The organism is Lishizhenia tianjinensis, from assembly GCF_900116425.1.
Lineage (GTDB): Bacteria > Bacteroidota > Bacteroidia > Flavobacteriales_D > Crocinitomicaceae > Lishizhenia > Lishizhenia tianjinensis.
The window spans coordinates 1306088-1327457 of record NZ_FPAS01000001.1; the positions used below are offsets into that span (position 1 = coordinate 1306088).

The 21370-nt window shown below is 37.8% G+C and carries 14 protein-coding genes; 9 read left to right on the plus strand and 5 right to left on the minus strand.

Annotation, left to right across the window (positions count from 1 at the left end; all coding sequences use genetic code 11):
* Nucleotides 1-45 precede the first annotated feature (45 nt).
* Nucleotides 46-1752 carry a M3 family oligoendopeptidase gene (locus BM327_RS06020; protein ID WP_090247416.1) on the minus strand — a complete coding sequence of 569 codons (1707 nt, stop codon included), beginning with the start codon at nt 1750-1752 and terminating at the stop codon, nt 46-48.
* A gap of 177 nt (nt 1753-1929) precedes the next feature.
* Here BM327_RS06020 and BM327_RS06025 point away from each other — a divergent pair, with 177 nt between their 5' ends.
* The 5 genes from BM327_RS06025 (at nt 1930) to BM327_RS06045 (ending at nt 11049) form a co-directional block, all read left to right on the plus strand.
* The gene (locus BM327_RS06025) at nt 1930-3159 is read left to right on the plus strand and encodes a pyridoxal phosphate-dependent decarboxylase family protein (RefSeq protein ID WP_090247417.1); all 1230 of its coding nucleotides are present in this window, start codon (nt 1930-1932) and stop codon (nt 3157-3159) included.
* Between the two features lie 135 nt (nt 3160-3294).
* Complete coding sequence (locus tag BM327_RS06030) at nt 3295-3654, plus strand: DUF4180 domain-containing protein (protein WP_090247418.1); 360 nt, start codon at nt 3295-3297, stop codon at nt 3652-3654.
* Nucleotides 3655-3911: 257 nt separating this feature from the next.
* Nucleotides 3912-6119, plus strand: a complete 2208-nt coding sequence (gene katG, locus BM327_RS06035; protein ID WP_090247419.1) for a catalase/peroxidase HPI — start codon at nt 3912-3914, stop codon at nt 6117-6119.
* Nucleotides 6120-6243: 124 nt separating this feature from the next.
* Nucleotides 6244-7869, plus strand: coding sequence for a tetratricopeptide repeat protein (locus BM327_RS06040; protein ID WP_090247420.1), 1626 nt, complete (start codon nt 6244-6246; stop codon nt 7867-7869).
* A 96-nt stretch (nt 7870-7965) separates the two neighbouring features.
* A complete protein-coding gene (locus BM327_RS06045; RefSeq protein ID WP_090247421.1) occupies nt 7966-11049 on the plus strand; it encodes a T9SS type A sorting domain-containing protein in 3084 nt (1027 codons plus the stop codon).
* A gap of 54 nt (nt 11050-11103) precedes the next feature.
* Here BM327_RS06045 and BM327_RS06050 read toward each other — a convergent pair whose 3' ends face one another.
* The gene (locus BM327_RS06050; protein WP_139230273.1) at nt 11104-12747 is read right to left on the minus strand and encodes a cell envelope integrity protein TolA; all 1644 of its coding nucleotides are present in this window, start codon (nt 12745-12747) and stop codon (nt 11104-11106) included.
* 206 nt (nt 12748-12953) lie between these two features.
* Here BM327_RS06050 and BM327_RS06060 point away from each other — a divergent pair, with 206 nt between their 5' ends.
* The 4 genes from BM327_RS06060 to BM327_RS06075 all read left to right on the plus strand — a co-directional run bounded on the left by BM327_RS06060 (nt 12954) and on the right by BM327_RS06075 (nt 17902).
* Nucleotides 12954-13754, plus strand: coding sequence for an SDR family NAD(P)-dependent oxidoreductase (locus BM327_RS06060; protein ID WP_090247620.1), 801 nt, complete (start codon nt 12954-12956; stop codon nt 13752-13754).
* Nucleotides 13755-13948: 194 nt separating this feature from the next.
* Nucleotides 13949-14770, plus strand: a complete 822-nt coding sequence (locus BM327_RS06065; protein ID WP_090247424.1) for a GNAT family N-acetyltransferase — start codon at nt 13949-13951, stop codon at nt 14768-14770.
* A gap of 339 nt (nt 14771-15109) precedes the next feature.
* The gene (locus BM327_RS06070; RefSeq protein ID WP_090247425.1) at nt 15110-16858 is read left to right on the plus strand and encodes a putative porin; all 1749 of its coding nucleotides are present in this window, start codon (nt 15110-15112) and stop codon (nt 16856-16858) included.
* 408 nt (nt 16859-17266) lie between these two features.
* Complete coding sequence (locus BM327_RS06075; RefSeq protein ID WP_090247426.1) at nt 17267-17902, plus strand: hypothetical protein; 636 nt, start codon at nt 17267-17269, stop codon at nt 17900-17902.
* On the opposite strand, the gene BM327_RS06080 is transcribed toward BM327_RS06075, so the two are convergent.
* From BM327_RS06080 to aroC, 3 genes are read right to left on the minus strand one after another with little or no spacing between them, the layout of a single operon-like run.
* Nucleotides 17893-18849, minus strand: coding sequence for a cytochrome-c peroxidase (locus BM327_RS06080; protein ID WP_090247427.1), 957 nt, complete (start codon nt 18847-18849; stop codon nt 17893-17895). The two genes, BM327_RS06075 and BM327_RS06080, sit on opposite strands and share 10 nt — an antisense overlap.
* Nucleotides 18846-20246, minus strand: coding sequence for a dicarboxylate/amino acid:cation symporter (locus tag BM327_RS06085; protein ID WP_090247428.1), 1401 nt, complete (start codon nt 20244-20246; stop codon nt 18846-18848). The genes BM327_RS06080 and BM327_RS06085 overlap by 4 nt, the downstream gene beginning before the upstream one ends.
* Before the next feature lie 55 nt (nt 20247-20301).
* A complete protein-coding gene (gene aroC / locus BM327_RS06090; protein WP_090247429.1) occupies nt 20302-21369 on the minus strand; it encodes a chorismate synthase in 1068 nt (355 codons plus the stop codon).
* Between the last annotated feature and the right edge of the window lies 1 nt (nt 21370).

Below are 21370 nucleotides of genomic sequence, written 5' to 3' on the forward strand. Positions count from 1 at the left end.
ATCCCGATGTACATACACCGGGATTTTTATTTTCATTCATCTTTTTTACACAGCCTTCAATTCCTCTCCGACAAAATTTGCAATCTCAGATAAATAGTTATCCGAGAAATCAAACTTCACTCCTGCCGTTTTATAAATTTCAGGAATGCTCTTCGTGTAACCTAACTTCAAAGCCTCCTTGTAGTTATTCACGGCTGCTTTTAAATCCGTTTTACTGTTTTTCCACACGCCTAATGCCCCTAGCTGAGCAAATGCATATTCTATATAGTAGAAAGGAACTTCAAATAAATGCAATTGACGTTGCCAACTTGTTGCTTTCACTTCTTCGTATCCTTCCCAGTTCACCTGACCCGTTCCATATTCTTTACTAATTCGTAACCATGCCTCTGCTCTTTCATCAACAGAATGTGTTGGATTCTCATATATCCAATGTTGGTATTCATCTATAGTTGCAATCCAGGGTAATATTTTCAAAATGGTTTCGAGTTGATCTCGCTTGGCTCTTTTTAACTCGTCTTCGTCCTTGTAAAACTCATCCCAGTGTTCCATTGTTAACAACTCCATAGACATAGAGGCTAATTCTGCCACTTCTGAAGGCAAGCTTTTAAACCCTGTCAACTTCAAATCTCTACTTAAAAAAGAGTGAACTGCATGACCACCTTCATGGACCATCGTTACCAAGTCTCTTTGCGCTCCTACGGCATTCATAAAGATGAATGGAACCCCAATTTCATACAAGGGATAATTGTACCCTCCTGGAGATTTTCCGGCTTTAGATTCTAAATCCAAATGTTTCATCTCATCCATCGTAGCAATACAGTCTGCAAAATAAGGATCTATCTTCCCCATAGCAGCAATTGATTTTTGCAACAACTCTTCTCCTCCTTCAAAAGGTTTTAAAGCTTCTTTACCACTCGGATCTACCTCCGTATCATAGGGTCTGTAAACATCTACACCCAAATCATTCTTGTGTTTGGTTTGAATTTCCTTCACCAAAGGAACAATGTGCTTTTTGATGGAAGCATGGAAATCGAAACAATCTTCTTTGGTATAGTCAAAACGTCCCATGGCTTGGAATTTATAATCCCTAAAATTCTCAAACCCTGCATTCAAAGCTACTTGGTGTCTCTTCTCTATTAATTTGGTAAATAAATCATTCAAGGCTTCAACATCCTCAGCTCTGCGGGCAGTCATTAATTCATAGACTTCCTTACGTACAGCTCTATCCTTATCTTTTAAATAGGTAGCCGCCTTTTGCATAGTCAAGGTTTCTCCTTTATATGCAATGGTTTGTGCAGCTGAAATACTACCAAACTGCTGACTCAATTCTGCAATTTCGGCCTGTAAAGCAACATTCTCCTCTCTGTACAACTCCAATGCTGTTTTCACAGAACGGAAGTAAATGTGGTAATCCTCTCCTTTAAATTCATCCACAAATTCTGAAGCCATCAATTTGCGGTTCAACTGATCTTCATAAGGTGCCAGTTGGGGCTGAATTTGGGTAACAAAAACTTTATAGGCTTCACTTAACGCTTCGTCCCTTGTATCTATGGTCATTCTGATATAGCGCCATGCTGCATCTTCTTCTAAAACAGCATCTAATTCAGATTTATCCTTCAACCATTGTTCTACATCTGCTTTGGTAGTTAATTCTCTTTGGGTTAAATCTTCGAAATAAGGTTTTACATCTTCCCAAGCATTGATTTTTAAATCTTCTTGTACAAAATGTCTTTTTGGTTTATGTATGTTCATGTGTATCGTAATTATCTATTTCAAAAATAGTAAACACGGGCAGAAAGAAAAGAACAAGCGCTCTTAGTAGTTCCTCTTCTATGAAAATTGACAAATGTTAACCTTTCACTACATTTTTATCCTTGTCCCTCTACCCCACTCAACTTACTATTGCAACAACAAAAGAAGTTAAAGAGTATGACACATTTTTGGAATAAAAAATCGCGAGAGGAGATTAAGGAAATCATTTTTGGAGCTTTGAAGAAAAACACGAATTACGATAACACGGGTGTACTCGGTGTTCCTGCTTCCTACTTAGATGATGAAATTTTCAACCAAGATGCTTCCTTCTTGAAAGATGCTCCTTTTATGTCTGTTATGGTGAAAAACCCAAACCACATAGGTTGTCATACCCTAGGAAATTCTGAATCCTTCTTTGCGGGAACCCAAGAAATAGAGAAAGAACTTATAGAAATCTGTGCGGTAGATATTTTAAAGGGAGAACCTTACCAACAAGATGGTTATGTAGCTTCTGGAGGAACCGAAGCCAACATTCAAGCAATTTGGGTGTACAGAAATTACTTTATTAAAGAATTCAATGCCAATAAGGAGGAAATTGTAATTGTGTGCAGTGAAGACAGTCACTACTCCATGGCCAAAGCGTCTAACTTACTAGGAATAGATATTTCCAAATTACCAGTGGATGAAAATACGAGGACTATAGATCTTTCAGCCTCAGAACTTATCTTTCAAAAACTCAAAGCGAAAGGAAAAAAATACATCATAGTGGTTTGTAACATGATGACCACCATGTATGGTTCTGTAGACGATATAGACGCTATCGTCTCCTTACTTTCACCCTTTAATTTTGAATATAAAATTCATGTCGACGGTGCTTATGGTGGTTTTTATTATCCTTTTACAGATAAGAACAATTCTCTAAACTTTAGTAATCCTGCCGTAAGTTCAGTCACTTTAGACGCCCATAAAATGGCGCAATCCCCTTATGGAACAGGAATTTTTCTCATCAGAAAAGGATTGATTTCTTACGTCAACACAGCTGAAGCTAGTTACGTAGAGGGTGAAGATTTTACCCTCATCGGCAGTAGATCTGGTGCTAATGCTATTGCAGTTTGGATGATATTAAATAATTACGGTCCTTTTGGTTGGCAGGAAAAAATATTCATTCTTCAAAAAAGAACGGAGTGGTTTACAGCTCAACTGGATGAATTAGGCGTGGAATACTTTAGAAATCCTCATTCTAACATCATTACCATGAAAGCGCAATACATACCCGAAGAAATTGCTCATACCTACGGACTCGTACCGGACAATCATAAAAATCCTAAATGGTACAAGGTGGTTATTATGGATCACGTGAGCATAGAGAAATTACTTCCTTTGATTAAAGATTTAACTCCTCAGTAAGTGAAATTTTCTGGAATACCTTATAAGCTATAGTATTTTCTTCCTAAAGAGTAATGCCCCCACATCCTTTTCGTAAATCATACGTTGATATAGTTAAGTGAGCTTACTTACTAGTTTTTAACTTAATACTAAACCATGAAGTTCGAAGTGAAAATTGAGGAAATCAAAGGTCGAGAAGTCGGTGAAATACAAAGTCCAAATATCTTAGTAAACAACCTAGATGATGGTTTGGACCTTTTGGGGGACATTTATTATCAGGGCATAGAAGTTCTGATTATGCAGGAGAAAAACTTCCACCCTACTTTCTTCGATTTGTCTAATGGCACCGCAGGAGAAATACTTCAAAAGTTTTCCAATTTCCGCATGTGTCTCATCATTGTTTGCGATTTTTCCAACTTCACAAAAAAAAGCATGAAAGATTTCATCAGAGAAAGTAACAAGGGTGATTTAATCAACTTTGTTCAAAGTTTAGAAGAGGCTGAACACCGTGTTTAACTTCCCCGCCTTTTATTATTCTAACATAAGTTTCACACTATTCCTTCCTAAACTCCTTCATCAATTTTCGACACATCTCAAAAAACTTTCTACAGCATAAAGATTATCTATAGCTCCATTGTTACATACAATGAAAACCATTGTAAATCTGGTATTAACTTTAGAAGAAACAAAAAATAAATAATGAAAAAGGTAGTGCCATTAAGTACATTTTTTTCTAACTTTTAAAACAAATTCTAACGTAAACTAATTGTAATATGGATACAACAAATGGAGAAGGTAAATGCCCATTTACTGGAGCTACTGGAAACGCTACATCACACAATTCAGGATCCACAGGAACTAAAAATAAAGATTGGTGGCCCAACCAATTGAAACTAGATATCTTAAGACAACACGCTTCAAACTCAAATCCTCTAGGTGAAGAATTTGACTACGCTAAAGCTTTTCAAAGTTTAGATTATGCTGGTTTAAAAAAAGATTTGGCCGATCTAATGACGGATTCTCAGGATTGGTGGCCTGCTGATTTTGGCCATTATGGTCCGCTTTTTATTCGTATGGCTTGGCACAGTGCTGGTACCTATCGTGTGGGTGACGGAAGAGGTGGCGCTGGAGCTGGACAACAACGTTTTGCTCCGTTAAACTCTTGGCCTGATAATGCCAACTTAGATAAAGCCAGAAGGTTACTTTGGCCTATTAAACAAAAATACGGTCAAAAAATTTCTTGGGCAGATTTAATGATATTGGCAGGTAACGTTGCCCTAGAAACCATGGGGTTCAAAACATTTGGTTTCGCTGGTGGAAGAGCTGATGTTTGGGAACCAGAAGAAGATGTAAACTGGGGAAATGAAACAGAATGGTTAGAAGACGATAAACGATACAAGGGCGAAAGAGATTTAGACAATCCACTTGCTGCAGTTCAAATGGGATTGATTTACGTTAACCCTGAAGGACCTGGTGGAAATCCGGACCCCATCGCGGCAGCACACGACATACGCGAGACTTTTAAACGTATGGCTATGAATGATGAAGAAACCGTTGCCCTTATTGCGGGTGGACACACCTTTGGAAAGACACATGGTGCAGGAGATGTAGACCTTGTTGGTCCAGAGCCAGAAGCTGCACCTATGGAAGCACAAGGGTTAGGTTGGATTTCTAAACACGGTTCCGGTAAAGGTGCAGATGCCATTACGGGTGGACCAGAAGTTACTTGGACACAGACACCAACACAATGGAGCAATTATTTCTTCGAAAATTTATTTGGGTACGAATGGGAATTAACCAAAAGTCCAGCAGGAGCCTTACAATGGCAAGCTAAAAATGCCAAAGCTGATATTCCGCATGCTTTTGATGCTTCAAAAAAGCAAATTCCTACTATGCTCACCACGGATTTATCTTTAAGGTTTGATCCTGCATACGAGAAAATATCCAGAAGATTCTATGAAAACCCGGAAGATTTTGCAGATGCTTTTGCACGTGCTTGGTTTAAATTAACCCACAGAGACATGGGGCCATTGGCCTTATATTTAGGTCCGGAAGTACCCAATGAAGAGCTACTTTGGCAAGATCCATTACCAGAAGCTCAAGGAAATGTTATCAACGATGCTGATATAAAAGCGTTAAAGGATGCCATTTCATCATCAGGTTTAAGTGTGAGTGAAATGGTAGCTACAGCTTGGGCTTCGGCTTCAACATTTAGAGGTTCTGACAAAAGAGGTGGTGCCAACGGAAGTAGAATTCGTTTAGCACCTCAAAAGTACTGGGCAGTAAACAACCCTGCACAATTAGCTACGGTTCTTGATAAATTAGAAAGTATTCAAGCCAACTTCAATGAAAAAGGTGGAAACCTGGTTTCCATGGCCGATTTAATTGTACTAGCTGGATGTGTAGGAATAGAACAAGCAGCAAAAGATGCAGGCCACGATGTAGTTGTTCCCTTTACTCCAGGGAGAGTAGATGCAACGCAAGAGCAAACAGACATAGAAAGCTTTTCTTACCTGGAGCCCAAAGCCGATGGATTTAGAAATTACTTGAAAAACAAGTTTCAAGTTTCTACCGAAGAACTTTTGATAGATAAAGCTCAGTTACTTACACTTACCCCTCCCGAACTTACGGTACTAGTGGGTGGTATGCGAGTATTGAATACAAATTTCGATAATTCTAATACAGGAGTATTTACACATACGCCAGGGTTGCTTACCAATGATTTCTTTGTAAATCTCTTAGACATGAATACCATTTGGAAGGCTAAGTCAGAACACAAAGAATATTACGAAGGTAGAGATAGAACAACCGGAGAATTAAAATGGATAGGTTCTAGAGCCGATTTAGTATTTGGTTCTCAGTCGGAATTAAGAGCCTTGGCAGAAGTGTATGCCAGTTCAGATGGAAAAGACAAATTTGTACACGATTTTATTGCAGCGTGGAATAAGGTAATGAATTTAGACAGGTTTGATCTAAAATAGAATAGTATAAAATAGTACAAAAGAGACGGTGATTATGGCCGTCTCTTTTTTGTATACATAAATAAATACAACAGATAAAGGTGATTTTTTAGTACTTTTCCCGAAACTAAAACACCCAATTTTAATGCTTAATATTAGAAACTATATAATTCTATTATTTACATTTTTAACCCACCAACTTTTTGCCGGTGAATTAACAGCAAAAGAAGGCGTTCAAAATCTTCAGTTAGAATTGCACGCAATTCCCAAAAAGGAAGTAAACGCTCACATCGAATCTTATGCCAAGAAACACAGAGAAGATTTTTTTACCACGAAAAAAAATTACATTGAATTTCTTTCCAGTTTGGAAGACTTGTTAATTGTAGGTGGAGAAAATTACCCACAGGTAACTTATTATTTAGGAAAGGAACTTCAACGTTATAGTGAATTTCAATTGGCCTACCCTTACATATATAAAACGGCCTTATACGTAGAAGACAACCCTACCCTTCATCAAATACCCTGTGATTTCTATGAGGTATTGGGTATTTCTTACTTTTTCTTTGGAAGATATTCTGAAGCTGAAACAACCTTCAACAAGGGCTTAGCATGCGATGGGATATCAGATGCTTCTAAAATCAATATTTACAATACTATTGGTTTAATTTATTCCAATTTAAATCAATCAGAAGAAGCTATTTCCAACTTTAAAAAGGCCATGGATATTGCTAAAAAAATCAACAACGCGGCTTGGTATGGTGTACTTTCTGGAAACATAGGTAACATTCTCTTCCTAGAAGGAGATATAGAAAAAGCATATGAATACATTGAGATAGATTACGTAAGTAGTATGGAACATTCCCAATTGGGAAGCGCTATGAACGCCCTAAGCTTATTGGCAAGAATTCAAGTTACCAAGGGAAACTACGCAAAAGCCATAGAATTATTAAGCATACATGATTCTCTACAAGAATTCCATAAAGGAAAGGGAAGTTATCTTGAGTATTACGAAACCAAAACAAAACTCTACGAGGAAACAGGAGATTACAAAAAGGCTTTTGAGAACTATAAGTTGTATAGAGAGTATAATGATTCTATCACTAAATCTAAGGACCTCCTAACCATCAAAAACACTGAGTTCCAGATTAATTTTGAGAAAAAGCAGTCTGAAATTCAATTGCTACATGAAACACAAAAAACAGATAGAGTTCGAATTATAAGTCTTTGGATTTTAACCTCTACCATCATTCTTGCTTCTGCTATTTTGATTTGGCAAATCATGAAGCGAAGAAAGAAAGAAAAAGAGTTAATGCAATTGAAAAACCAGCAAATGGAGGAAGATTTAAACCGATTAGAAAGCGAAATGAATCAGGTTTTGAATAATCTTATCCTTAAAAATGAGCGTATTAACGAACTAAACGAAGAAATCAACAGTGTACAATCACGCAGCGAGAAAAAAGAAGAAATGAAGGCATTGACTGATAAGTTGCAGTCTTTCACTTTCCTCACGGATGAAGATTGGGTGGAGTTTAAACGCCTCTTTGAAAAACGTCACAGAGGTTTCTTTGACTATTTCCAAGAAAATTATCCGCATGTTACCAATGCAGAAATAAGGTTAGCGGCGTTGATAAAATTGAAATTAGAGAAATTGGAGATGTCCAAGGCTCTTGGAATTAGTCCTGAATCGGTTAGTAAAACCAATTTAAGATTGAGAAAAAAATTAAATATTAAGGACCAAAAAGAACTTCAAGCCCTTATTTTATCCATCTAGGAAGAAGTTGAGAAGACTTTGTCCTCTCTTTGTCCACCCTGTTTTTCAGTAACTTGAACAATTAATTATGAGTTTTAGAATCAAATCAAAAAACTCATGCAAATTAAAACACTATTCAAAAATGGTGGATCTGCATTACTTAAATCAGCCTTATTTGCTGCCGCAAGTTTCGTAGTATTCCACACACAAGCCCAAGTAGATGTTGAAATAGGAACAGGGGTGGGAACCAGTTCTAATTTACCCATAACCTCTTGTTATGGATACACCTATTCTCAGCAAATTTATACTGCTGCTGAAATGAACTCGGGAGCAACCTCTGGTTCTTATGAAATTACCAAAGTCCGCTTTAAACTCAGCTCTGGTTCTTCCAATAACAGCAATGATTGGAAAGTTTTTATCGGTCATTCCAACAAAACCAGTTTTACAAGTGATACAGACTGGGAGTTAAGTACAAATCTTACCGAATGCTTTAGTGGTATCGTTAATTACCCGAGTGGAGGAAACTGGTTAGAAATTACCCTAACTACACCTTTCTTGTACGATGGATTAAGCAATGTTGTGGTTGGTATTAAAGAAAATTCTTCAGGTTTCAACTGTACAAATCATTGGTTTAAATCAGATCTAGGAGCAGATAGAGGAATCTACTATAGAAATGACTGGACAAACCCTAGTGTATCAAACCCGCCATCTGCAACGGGAAGAGTTGGCTATGTTCCAAACATACAATTTGTTGCTAATCCAACACAGCCTTGTACTGGAGCACCAATAGTTGCCAACGTATCAAGCACATTTGGAAATCAATTTTGTACGGGAGATTCTACAGAATTGACGATTGATAACCTTCCTTTTGAAACGCAATACAGCTTTCAATGGCAATCTTACGATGGAACAACTTGGAATGATATTTCAGGAGCTACAAATAGCACTTATCCTACATCCGCTCTGGCTAACTCAGCAGATTACAGAGTAGAATTAGGATGTATTCCTTCAGGACAAAACACAGCTTCAAACACAACTACATTAACGGTAAACGCCTTGCCAACAGTAGCTTTAAACTTTACAGAAGCAATGATTTGTGCTGGAGATTCTGCCGCTTTAATAGCAACAGGAGCAAGTACTTACTCTTATTCTCCTTCTACAGGTTTAAATTACGATAACGTAAGTGCGGTAAATGCAGCGCCATCTACAACAACTACCTACGAAGTTACAGGAACCAACGCAAATGGATGTATCAATAAGGCTCAAGTAACTGTAATCCCCGCTTCAGAGGTTAAGGCTGAAACTTTGATTACACCAACAGAAATTTGTGCATCGGGAAGTCCAGTAACTGTAGACATCTTAAATGCACCCGCAAATGCAAACGGCGGTACTTGGTCATACAGAATATTAGAAGCAGACGGCTCTACGGAAGCGCAAACTTGGGGTAGTTCTAATACCTATACATTTACACCTTCGCAAGATTCAGTATACAATTTCTTCTATCAATTAGAAAACAGCTCTTGTACTTCAGCTATGGATTCTATTCCATTTTCAGTTGTCGTAGGGTTTGGAGCGGATGTAAGTACCATAGATTACAACTGTAACAACATGGGAGGAAGCATCCTTTTGGATAACATCTTTGCTCAAACAGCTGTAAATACGCTCTACCAAAACAACTTTGACGCAAACGCAAGTATGACTGATGTTACACTAAGTGGAAGTGCTGTTTTAACATCGAGATTAGAACTTACTCCTTCTCAAACAAGTTCAACAGGTTACGCACAAATTGACCTTCCCAACTTTACTACTGGAAGTAACAACTCATTTAAAATGACTTTCGATTTAACCACAGATTTACCTATCAATAACTGGGGAACAGGTGGTGCTGATGGAATTGCTTATTCTTTTGGAAACGATGCTACTCCTTCAGGTAATGGAAATGGTCATAATGGTAGAGGTACAGGTCTCCGTTTGTCTTTTGATGCCGCGGATAATGGATCTGATAATGGTAATACAAAAGGGGTATATCTTGTTTATGGTTGGACAGCAGGAAATGCTTACGGACCAAACAACACAGAAACGGTAGCATATTCTAGCAACACCTCTGCATGGAAAGGTTTAACAGATGTTCCTGTAGAATTTGAAATCAATGCGGAAGGAAAAGCCAGTATCACTGTGAATGGAATCACCTTATTCGAAAATGTTATGATGCCAGCTGCTTACAAAAATACTAATACAACAGGATGGAAACATTTGTTTTCTGCTCAAACAGGAGGAGATGCTGAAAGACACGCCATCTCCAACTTAAGCATGGAATCTAGCACTGCCTTGTACGGTATTGCTCAGGGAAGTGCCACTACTCCACCAACGACTTGGCAAAATTCAACTGTATTTGAAAACCTTCAACCGGGAGAATACCATGTTTGGATATCAAAAGATCAGGCGGTTACTTGTGGTAAGAACATAGAAACGGTAATGGTTGAAAACACTAACCCTGTTGTTGATTTAGGGAATGACACAACTATTTGTATAGGAAGTTCACTTGTGCTTGATGCTCAAAACATAGGAGCCACATATACATGGAGTCATACCAATGATGTAACTCAAACCATAACGGTTGACCAAGCAGGAAACTACGTTGCCTATGTAACAGACACTAATGGATGTTTAGGAATAGGTTCTATAGATGTTGATGTTATGGGCTTACCAACAGCTTCAGACATTTACATGCAAGGAACTTATCCAACCATGAACTTCACGGTTATTAACCCTACCAATGTAACGCGTTACGACTGGGATTTCGGAGATCAAAACACAGCTCTGAATGCACCAGCTTCAGTAGATCATTACTACGGAACTCCAGGAAATTATATCGTTACGGCAACCTTAACGAATGCTTGTGGAAATACAATAGTTAATGAAATATTCGATGTAATTAACACCGTAGGTACGGAGGAAGTTGGAAGTTTAGACCAGTTAAGTGTTTATCCAAACCCTTCTCAAGGAAGTTTTACAATTGATTTGGGAGGAAACACGGAGGCAAAACTTACAGTTTACACGCTTACAGGTGCACAAATATCAGAAACATTATCTTTTAATGGATCAATAACACTAAATGCTGATACTTGGGAAAAAGGAGTTTATCTTCTTAAAATCGAAAGTCAGGGTCTAGTAAAAACACGTAAGTTAATCATGCGTTAGTTTTTAGTTTAGTTTATAGTGAGCAGAGGTCGGAAAGCCTCTGCTTTTTTGGTTTTAAAAAAATGCTTTTATCTGTCTAACAAATCCTATCTCTACAAAAGGAGCACCTGTTTCTCTTTCTTTGAAGGAGTCTGAATTGCTGTATTTGTTTACACCAACGATAGGGTGATTAGGGTAAACATTCATGTAAAAATTGAAGTTATGTTCTTTGTTCCAAGAAAAATGGTATCCAAAAATTCTGTAATATTTATTGGGGTTACCCAACTTTTCTGGATTTAAATTATAGTACCACATTCGTGTTTTACCGTGCTCGTGCTCTAAGGCTTCCAAAAAGTTTTCATATATCAAACCGAATTTTAAATGATGTCTGGCATAGCTACCGTAAGTATTTTCAAAGGTGATTCTCAACCCTAATTTACTTTGCTTGTATTTATACATAGCTATTCCGTCACCAAATTCTTCAGGATCTATCCATTCTATGGTTCCCATCTTTCGATTACCTCTTCTGTATTCGTAAAAAAACTTTAGTGCCCCTATTCCACCAAACACCTCTCCTCCGTAATAATGACTGATATTATATCTATCAATAATTAAAGAAATACCAGGTTGAAAACAACCATATGCATTGAATCCCCAATTGTCGTGTTCATAGCCAATAAAAGGTTTGAATTCCAAATTAATTGTTGAAGCTCGTCTATCATCATCTTCGGTAGAAGTAACATATTGATTGTTACCTGTGTTGTAATTGTAGATATAGGTTGTTCTACTTGAATTAAAAACAAGGGGCATGGAACTTAAAGAATATCCCATGTCTATTCCCAATGCCAGCTGATTTCCATAGTAAGTATTCTCAGCTTTCACTTTTCCCATGTCTGCATAAACTACCATGGCGATAGCAGCCATAGCACCCAAATTTGAGGCAGCCATTGCTCCAGCTTGTTGAACATTTCTATCTCTTTGTTCTGCAACTTTTCTATCATACTCTTGCTTTTTTCGCAGATTTTCGGCCCTGCGTTCTTGTTCTTTTCGTGCCGCTTCTGCCTCTGCCTGTCTTTTGGCTTGCTCAGCTTCGATTTCTTTCTGACGTTGATCTTCAGCGGCCTTTGCCCTTGCCGTAGCTTCCTCCTCAGCTGCTTTTTCAGCTGCCCTTCTCTCTTCTTCCTCTTGTGCTTTTGTTTCTTCACTAGAATTCGACGTCCCTGTATTCTCCTGAGCATTTACAGAACTAGAATTGGTTGATGCACCTGTGCTCTGTGCATCCTCGGTATTCGAAGCGCAATCTTCAAATTTTAAATCTACCATTCGTGGATTGCGAATAGAAAAACCGCGCTTGTAGAGGTCTTTTGCTTGTTCTTCCGAAAGTCCTGGAAATATCTCATCCCAATCTGGGCTAGACTTCACATCAAAAGAAATTAAGTTGGTAAAGGTTCTGGTACTAACTTTTCGTGCCCCATCGTATATATCGACACTAAGGTTCAGGGTATAGGGTTTACAACCCTCAAAACTTTCAAGTTTAGCAATTGCAGCCACTGTGGGTTCTCCAAAAAACACATCAAAAACTACTTTAATGTTGACCGTACCAGAGTTGGCGCCTTCAGTGTAATTTGTTTGGGAAGATAATTCTTGTTTATACTTCCCTTCTTGGCCAAAAGCGTAGAGACTCATTAAGAGCAATAAGCTGATTAGTATATTTTTCATAGCAGTGAATTTTGGAGATAAATTTAGGTTCTTGTCGATTATTTATCAAATATTTTACGGTCCTCGCACTACCCAAAAATGGGGAGGAAGTAATGAAAAACCACATCCTAACAAATCTTACATACCTGAAAATTTCCATGTAAAAACCAACGAACAATTTGTTATAAGTTCAAATAATTTCAAGTAAATTGTATAAAAAAACTCAGATGGAAATTAGGAATAAAGTGTTTGTAGTAACCGGCGCAGGTAGTGGCATGGGGCGTGAAATAACCAAGTTGCTGGTGAGTAAAGGCGCTAAGGTTGCAATGGTAGATATAAATACCAAGGGAATGGAGGAAACTGCCGAAATTTCGGGAAGGGACAAAACTTCCATACATACCCTTAACATTGCCAACCGAGAAGAGGTTGAAAAACTACCAGAACAAATTATAGGCGAATTAGGTGATGTAGATGGTATTATTAATAACGCAGGAATCATACAACCTTTTATAGACGTTAACGACTTGGAATATGAAGTGATCGACCGTATCATGAACATCAACTTTTACGGCACTTTGTTTATGACCAAAACCTTTTTACCCCATCTTTTAAAACGACCCGAAGCTTCTATTTGTAACATTTCTAGCATGGGTGGATTTATTCCTTTTCCTGGACAAACCTTTTACGGAGCCTCCAAAGCTGCAGTGAAACTTTTAACAGAAGGATTATACGCAGAACTAAAAGAGACCAACGTTCATTGTACAGTAATTCATCCCGGTGCAATAAATACAAATATCATGGCCAATTCAGGTGTTCACCTAGATGTCAGTAAAGCAGAACAAAAAGGTCAGGAAAACATGACTCTCCCCGCAGACAAGGCTGCTGAGGTTATTGTTCAGGCCATAGTGGAAAATAAATTCAGGGCAACTGTTGGAAAGGACGCACGATTCTTAGACATTTTTTATAGGTTTAATCCACGAAAAGCTGTAAATTTCATTCTAAAGAAAATGGGTAGCATGAAGCGTTAATTACTCGTCTAAGTAGGTGAAGATTGAGCAAAAGTCGTTCACTTAAAAAGATGTTAAATAGCTCAAGATCTAACACTCATTTCCCTTATACAACCTTAACGACACCCCAGAGATAATTTGTATATTGAGTCGCAAAAAACAGAATTTTTAGTAAATTCGGTGACGGTCATATCTACAACAGTTAAGGAAGAAAGATGGAAGTAAAAAGTTTAAAAAATACGGACATAGAAGTTATAATTGATTGTTTCTTAAAAGCCTTTAGCAATCATTTCGTCGACTTCCCCGATGATCCAGATTATTTTAAAAATAGGTGGACCCTCAACAAAGTAGACTTCTCCCTTTCTTATGGGATGTTTTACAAAAATGAGTTAGTTGGTTTTATTTTGAATGCCATTGATACCAGAAATGGTAAGCGCATTGCTTACAATGCCGGTACGGGTGTAATTCCAAAACAACGTGGTAAAAAAATCACAAAAACCTTGTACGAACATGCGTTGCCTATTCTAAAAAAGGAAGGTGTAGAACAATGTTTACTCGAGGTGATAACACTTAACGAGGTTGCTATACACTCTTACGAAACAATAGGATTTACCAAGCGTAAAAAGTACAGATGTTTTTCTGGAGAAATAAAAACTTGCAGTGAAGATGATATACTTCTTCAAGAAATGAAAGTGAAAGACATCACTTATGAACAGTTACAAAACGATCAGGATTATTCTTGGGATTACCGTTGGGAAACCATAAAAGAAAGCAATGACTTGTACTACACTGTTAGTTTTGAGGACAAGGTAGAATCTTACTTTATTTTTAATCCAGCAAGTAAACAAATTGTTCAATTTGAAGTTCTTCAATCCGCCGAAAGTGCTTGGGCCAGGTTATTTCAAGGAATAAAACAAGTGAGCCCAACAATTTCCATTAACAACGTTGACGAGAACTTAGAAGAAAAAATAGAAGCTTTGAAACAAACGGGGTTAAAGAATGCTATTAACCAATACGAGATGGTATTAGATTTTTAAGCAGTATCAGTTGTGGTGAGAAGAAATTCTTTTTTACAAAAGCTTTCCTACACCTCTAAATTTTTCCATTTCAAACAGGGATAGGACGGATAGCGCCTGTAGGAGTTTTTTACTTGAGGCTTTGCCTGAGAAAGCGACTTTAGAAGCTTTACTGAGGCATTAGCGGAAATAAAAAACTACAAAGGACTTGGAGGGAGAGCCCGGTGCTTTTCTTCAGAAAAGTAGTTTGTCTACAAAAAACACCCTAAAAATTCACAAATACCTCGGCTTTTATAAAAGATAAAAGTGTATTTAGAGGTAGTATTTCTATATTTGAGACTTGATCTGTAGAGTCGGTTTATGAAGCGTATACTTTTGGTTTTAATGTTGGTCTTAACGGGATTTTGTGCACAAGCGCAAAACAAATTGTTGGCCCCAAAAATAGACAGTATAACCCTTGATTATAGAAGCAGTGGATATGCACTCGACTCCGTAGACGTTGTATATGGCGCCAACGAAAACTTGAGACCTTCGGGGTTTAATTTGCCCGAATTTGGTTTAAATGAATTGTTACATCAGCGCGATGCTTTAGGGGCTAATTTGGCTGGTTTTAATTATTTGCAAAGACAGGCCTCCACTCCCATCTTGATTTCTCCGCTTCCCTACATTGGGTTTCAGTACTCTTTTGGTGGATCATTGACACAAAATTTGGATGTTCAATATAGTCAAGCATTGAGTCCGAAAACCCTTTTAAACATCCATTACAACAAAAAGAGCAGTGATGGTTTTTTACGTTCATCTAAATACGCTGTGAACGATGTTAACGCTGTTTTGATTCATAGAAATAAGCACTACAGTACCAAACTAGATGCGAAATACAGTGCCTATACTTGGAGCGAAAACGGTGGTATGTCTGAAGATAGCTTGCTCCAAGATTACATAATTAGCTTTACACCGGTGAATAAATCGTCTGCCGAATCAACGGTTAAAAAAGCAGATATTTCTTGGGAGAATTACTTGAACTTAAGTGGAGATAATATGATAAAGACGGGGTTTTATCAGGTTACGCGTTATGAAGTGATCAACCGCCTGTTCACAGACAATGCTCCAACTCAGCTCACAGACACCTTCTACATAGACTCAAATCGCACCCGAGACCAATACCAAACGGCTTCTATTAAGAATGGTGCAGGTTACTTTTTCTCCTCTAAATATTTTGAAATAAATGCTAGTGTGAACCACCGTTATTGGAGTAATCAAAATTTAAACCGCTACTTTGACACCACTGAAATATTTTTAGCTTCTGAACTTTATGCTGGGTTTGAAAAGTTTAACCTTCACAATACATTCTATTTTAACCTAGTAGGGGCAACTGGTGAGATTAAGAACTATACACGTTTGCAGATGGCCCTCCCCCTATTTGACTTAAACGCGAAATTAGACATTAACAACCTTTACCCCACTCCTTACCAGCGTCAACATTACGCCAACAATTTCCAATGGAAACTCACGAGTCTATCCCCTCAACAAATCATTACTTTGGGTGGAGATCTTAAGCTAAAAGGTAAACTAAATACCGGCGTTGGTGTGGATGCAACGACAGTAAATAATGGTTTGTATTTTATCAATAACACTTGGCGTCAAGACACCCTAAACACGGTAAGTGCTGTTCGTATCAATGCCTTTGTGGACTATAATCTGGGGAAACTTCATTTGTCGCACAACCTAGCTTTCAACCTCAATTCGGCCAATTTCAACTTCCAACCCAAGGTGATTTCTTCCAATAGAATCGCTTACAAAACGCCGATTTTTAAAGCTGCTAAATTAAAAATGAACTTAGGTTTAGACCTACAGTACCTATCAGAATACAACTCTATGCTTTATTTGCCCGAAATGAGTTTGTATTCCCCCCTTACCGGTGCCCAAAGTACAGGTAATTACGTGTTGGTTCATGCCTTTGCCGCTATAGATTTGGATCCTTTTAGGTTGTTTTTTAGAGCGGAGAATGTTTCGAGTTTATGGAACGATGCAAGGATAAGAGTGGATGAGGAGTATCCTATTATGCCTTTGTTTGTGAGACTTGGGGTGAGTTGGGACTTTTTTAATTAGCAATACATTGAATATACGGGGTACTACCATGTGAATATTACAGTAATAATAGTACACTTAGATTTTTTATAATCCCTTGTAAAGATTAAAAGTATCAACTTTCGACCACCTTCACGCAAACAACCCTTTGTAAACCAATATATTAAGATTGGTAAAATAATGTATATTCAATAAATTATTCTTAACTTATGGTGATCAACCTAAAATCTTATCACCATGAACCACCAAAAGTTCTACACCACCTACTCCTCCGAAGATTCCTGTCTTCAAATTTTTAAACACCACTACGAAAAAAAACTCACCCATTGCTCGAAATGTGGAAATAACAAATTAACATGGTCTAACTCCTTTCATGGATGGAGATGTTCAAAATGTTCAAAGAAATACTCTCTAAAATCTATTTCCTTTATGAAGGATAGTAATAAAAGTTTTAAAGACTGGTGGGAAATCATTCATTTGATTTGTCACTCTAAAAAGTCTTATTCCATAAATGAAATTTATAGAATATCTCAGCAAACACGCTATGAAACCGTGTATCATATGGTATTAAAGATCAGACAAGAAATGGGGAAGATAAATCAAATTGAAAGTAGCCAATATTACACGCCAATTAGGTTTGACAAGCGTAAACAAAGCAGACAAAATTATACGAGAATGACTCCCTACCATTTGATTGTAACCTATAAAAAGACAAAGGGTAGAAAACAAGATAAAATTCGACTAACGCTCTCTAAATCCGGAAGAAAGAAACTTATCTTGGCCTTAAAAAAATGTTCCTCAAACTATCCATTCCCCAAACTTCTTCATGCAAATAACACCCTTAAAACTACAGAATTAAAATGCTTAGAGAAATGTCCCATCCTTCCCAAATGGGAAAATAAATTAAGGAATAATATTATCAAACTTATAAAGGGAACCTATCATCAATTACAGACTTTACATTTACAGGGAGTTTTGGACGAATATTCCTTTAAATACAATTACAGATATGCGCTTAACACTAAGGGGGAATTATTTATCTCAAAAGCGCTGATTTATTTATGAATATTTGTATCCGTTAATGCATTTAAGAAGGAAATTAATTGAGCCTCTTTTTCAGGATTCAATTTAAACCCTGTTATTAAGGTATCTGTGTTTGGGTGACCTTCGCCTCCCCTACTATAATGTTGAATTACCTCCTTTAAACTCGCATACTTTCCATCGTGCATGTAAGGTGCTGTTAGCGCTACATTTCGTAAAGATGGAATTTTAAACTTCCCCTTATCACCGTATCTTCCTGTTACTTTGTACCTCCCCTCATCCGGGTAATCCTTGTACAAGCCATTATTTTTAAGATCAAAACTTGTGAAATTGGGTGCTGGGTGACAAGCTACACAATTCAATTCTTCAGAAAACAACCTCCAACCTTCTCGTGCCTCCTTGTTCAAAGCATTTTTATCTTTCCCGTAATAATATAAATCAAAGGGGGATGCATAAGCCACTAATGTACGTTCATAATTTGCCAAAGCACGCGTTATCACATAGGCATCTAAATCTCTTTGAAAAAGTTCTTGCGACTTAGCATTGTATTTTGGTTTCAACTCTTCAATCACTTCCTTCATACTCGCCCCCATTTCTCGTTGGTCTAGTAGAGGAAGTAACACCTGCATTTCTAAAGTTGGAACCTGCCCTTCACCCATGAATTTTGGACTAAAAGCCGCATTAATTAATGAGGGGGAATTTCTTCCCGCCTGTCTTCCATTCACACCTCTTGAAAAAGCAACAGTATCTGCAAAGGCGTGATCAGGCATGTGACATGACGCGCAAGCAATGGTATTATCCACGGATAAATCCTTATCAAAAAACAACTCTCTACCGAAGGCAGCAATTTCAGCATTTGCAGTATTATCGGCAGGGTATGAAATTTCCCAAGGAGTTATTTTTGTTTGAACCTCATTACACCCACATATAGAAATGAGTAGTACAGAAATCAAAAAGATTCGTTGCATCATCCCTTATCTGTCTTTGCAATTATAGTAGAAACAGTGGCGTCACTTGTTACATTGGCTACCGTTCTAAATCTATCTAAAAGTGGATCTATAGGGTAAATCAATACAACCCAGAATGAGTTTAAACCTACCGATTCTAAAACGATCATAAGCATTATCAAACCAGCACTTGGAACTGCTGCCGAACCAATTGAGGCTAAAGTTGCAGTTGCTACAATACCCAATTGTTGTTGAAAATCTAAATCCACTCCAAAAACTTGAGCTAAATAAATCACCGCAACGGATTGATACAGCGAAGTACCATCCATATTTACCGTTGCTCCTATCGGCAATACAAATCGTGTTACACGTTGAGGAACCTTTAAGGTATCTTCCACACACTCTATGGTGACCGGTAAGGTTGCTGCACTAGAAGCCGTTGAAAAAGCAAGGAATTGGGCTGGACTCATCGCGTTGAAAAATTCTCTATAACCAACCTTAGCACCAAACAACCTCAATAAAAGCGGATAAAATCCGAAAATCAATAAGATTAAACCGAGCAATACAACCAAGGCATATTTACCCAAGCTGTAAAATATTTCAAACATTTCATCTGGTGTATTGGCCATTTTTGCCAAAACACCTGCCATCAAACAGAAGATAAAATAAGGTGAAGCAATCATAATAATGTCTACCATTTTTACAAAAGCTTCATTCATTCCGTTCACAAAATTGATAACAACTCCAACTTTTTCATTCGGTAAAAAGGCTAATACAACACCAAAAAATATGGCGAAAAAGATAACCTGTAGCATCTCTCCTTCAGAAAAAGCTTTGAACAAATTGGTAGGAACCATATCTACAAGAGGTTGTAAGGGGCCTCCCATTTTCTTTTCAGCCGCACTCTTTTTGGCAACTACATCTTTATAATCTGCAGAGGCTGTATCTGAAACCATCACAGATTTTATCCTGCTGATTTCTTCTGGAGTGGCTGATGCCATTAAGTTTTTATTATCCTTAACCTCAACCTTGTTCTCCGTCGCCCACATCTCATACTCCAATCGATTTTGGCGCGCCATGGCTTCATCGTCTGTTTTCCCTGGATTAAAAAGATTAACCAACACCAATCCCAAACTAACTGAAATGACGGTTGTAACTAAATAAGTAAAAAGTGTCTTACCTCCCATTTTACCTAAAGAACCAATGTTTTCTAAACTAGCTACACCACCTATTATTCCAAATAAAATTAAAGGGATGGCGATGAATTTTAGGGAATTGATGAAGATGGTTCCAAAAGGACCTATCCAAGCTTTGGTAAAATCGTTCCATCCTAAGTAATTCGATGCAATAGCCCAGATCACACCTAAGGCCATAGCAATCATAATACGCCAATGCAATGCCATCTTCTTCTTTTCCTTCATAAAATTGTACTTGTGGGGACTAATATAAGTAAAATACGAGAGCTAGAAAGTCAACCTACTGGTAGCTCTTTGCTCGTAAATAATGATCCATAATGGTAAGAGCGGCCATAGCTTCTACGATAACAACTGCTCTTGGAACAACACAAGGATCGTGTCTTCCTTTTCCTTCCATTTCTACAGCCTCTCCTTTCGCATTAACCGTTGTTTGCTTCTGCATAAGGGTTGCAACCGGTTTAAAGGCAACCTTGAAATAAATATCTTCTCCATTGGAGATCCCTCCCTGTATGCCTCCGGAGTAATTGCTTTGGGTAGAAAAATCCGTATTGAATGCATCGTTGTGTTCAGATCCCTTCATGCTTATGGCTTCAAATCCGGAGCCGTATTCAAAACCTTTCACTGCATTGATAGAGAGCATGGCTTTACCTAAATCGGCATGTAACTTATCAAAAACAGGTTCTCCTAACCCTGTAGGAAGTCCTTGTATAACACATTGTATAGCACCACCAACGGTATTACCTTCCTTTCTTACATCTTTTACATAAGACTCCATCTCTGCTGCAAGATCAAGATCCGGACAACGAACATTATTTGTCTCGGTTAAGCTTAAATCTAACTCTTGGTAACTCTTCTCTAGTTTTAAATGACCGATTTGACAAACAAATGCACTAAAGTTAATGCCCTGTTGCCTTAAATACATTTTAGCAAAAGCTCCCGCTACAACTCGAGCCACTGTCTCTCTAGCACTAGACCTTCCTCCTCCTCTATAATCCCGAATACCGTATTTTTGATCGTAGGTATAATCTGCGTGTGAAGGACGGTAAGTATCTTTGATGTGACTGTAATCTTTTGACTTTTGATTTTCATTGCGAATCAAAAAAGCCAAAGGCGTTCCTGTGGTTTTACCCTCAAAAACGCCCGATAATATTTCTATGCGATCTCCCTCTTTACGTTGAGTTACAATAGCACTTTGACCTGGTTTTCTTCTGTCCAATTCCTCTTGAACAAAATCCAAATCTACTGCAACACCAGACGGCATTCCGTCTATAATTCCTCCCAAACCTTCACCGTGAGATTCACCAAAGCTGGTCAGTTTAAAAAGTGTTCCAATAGAATTCCCTGCCATC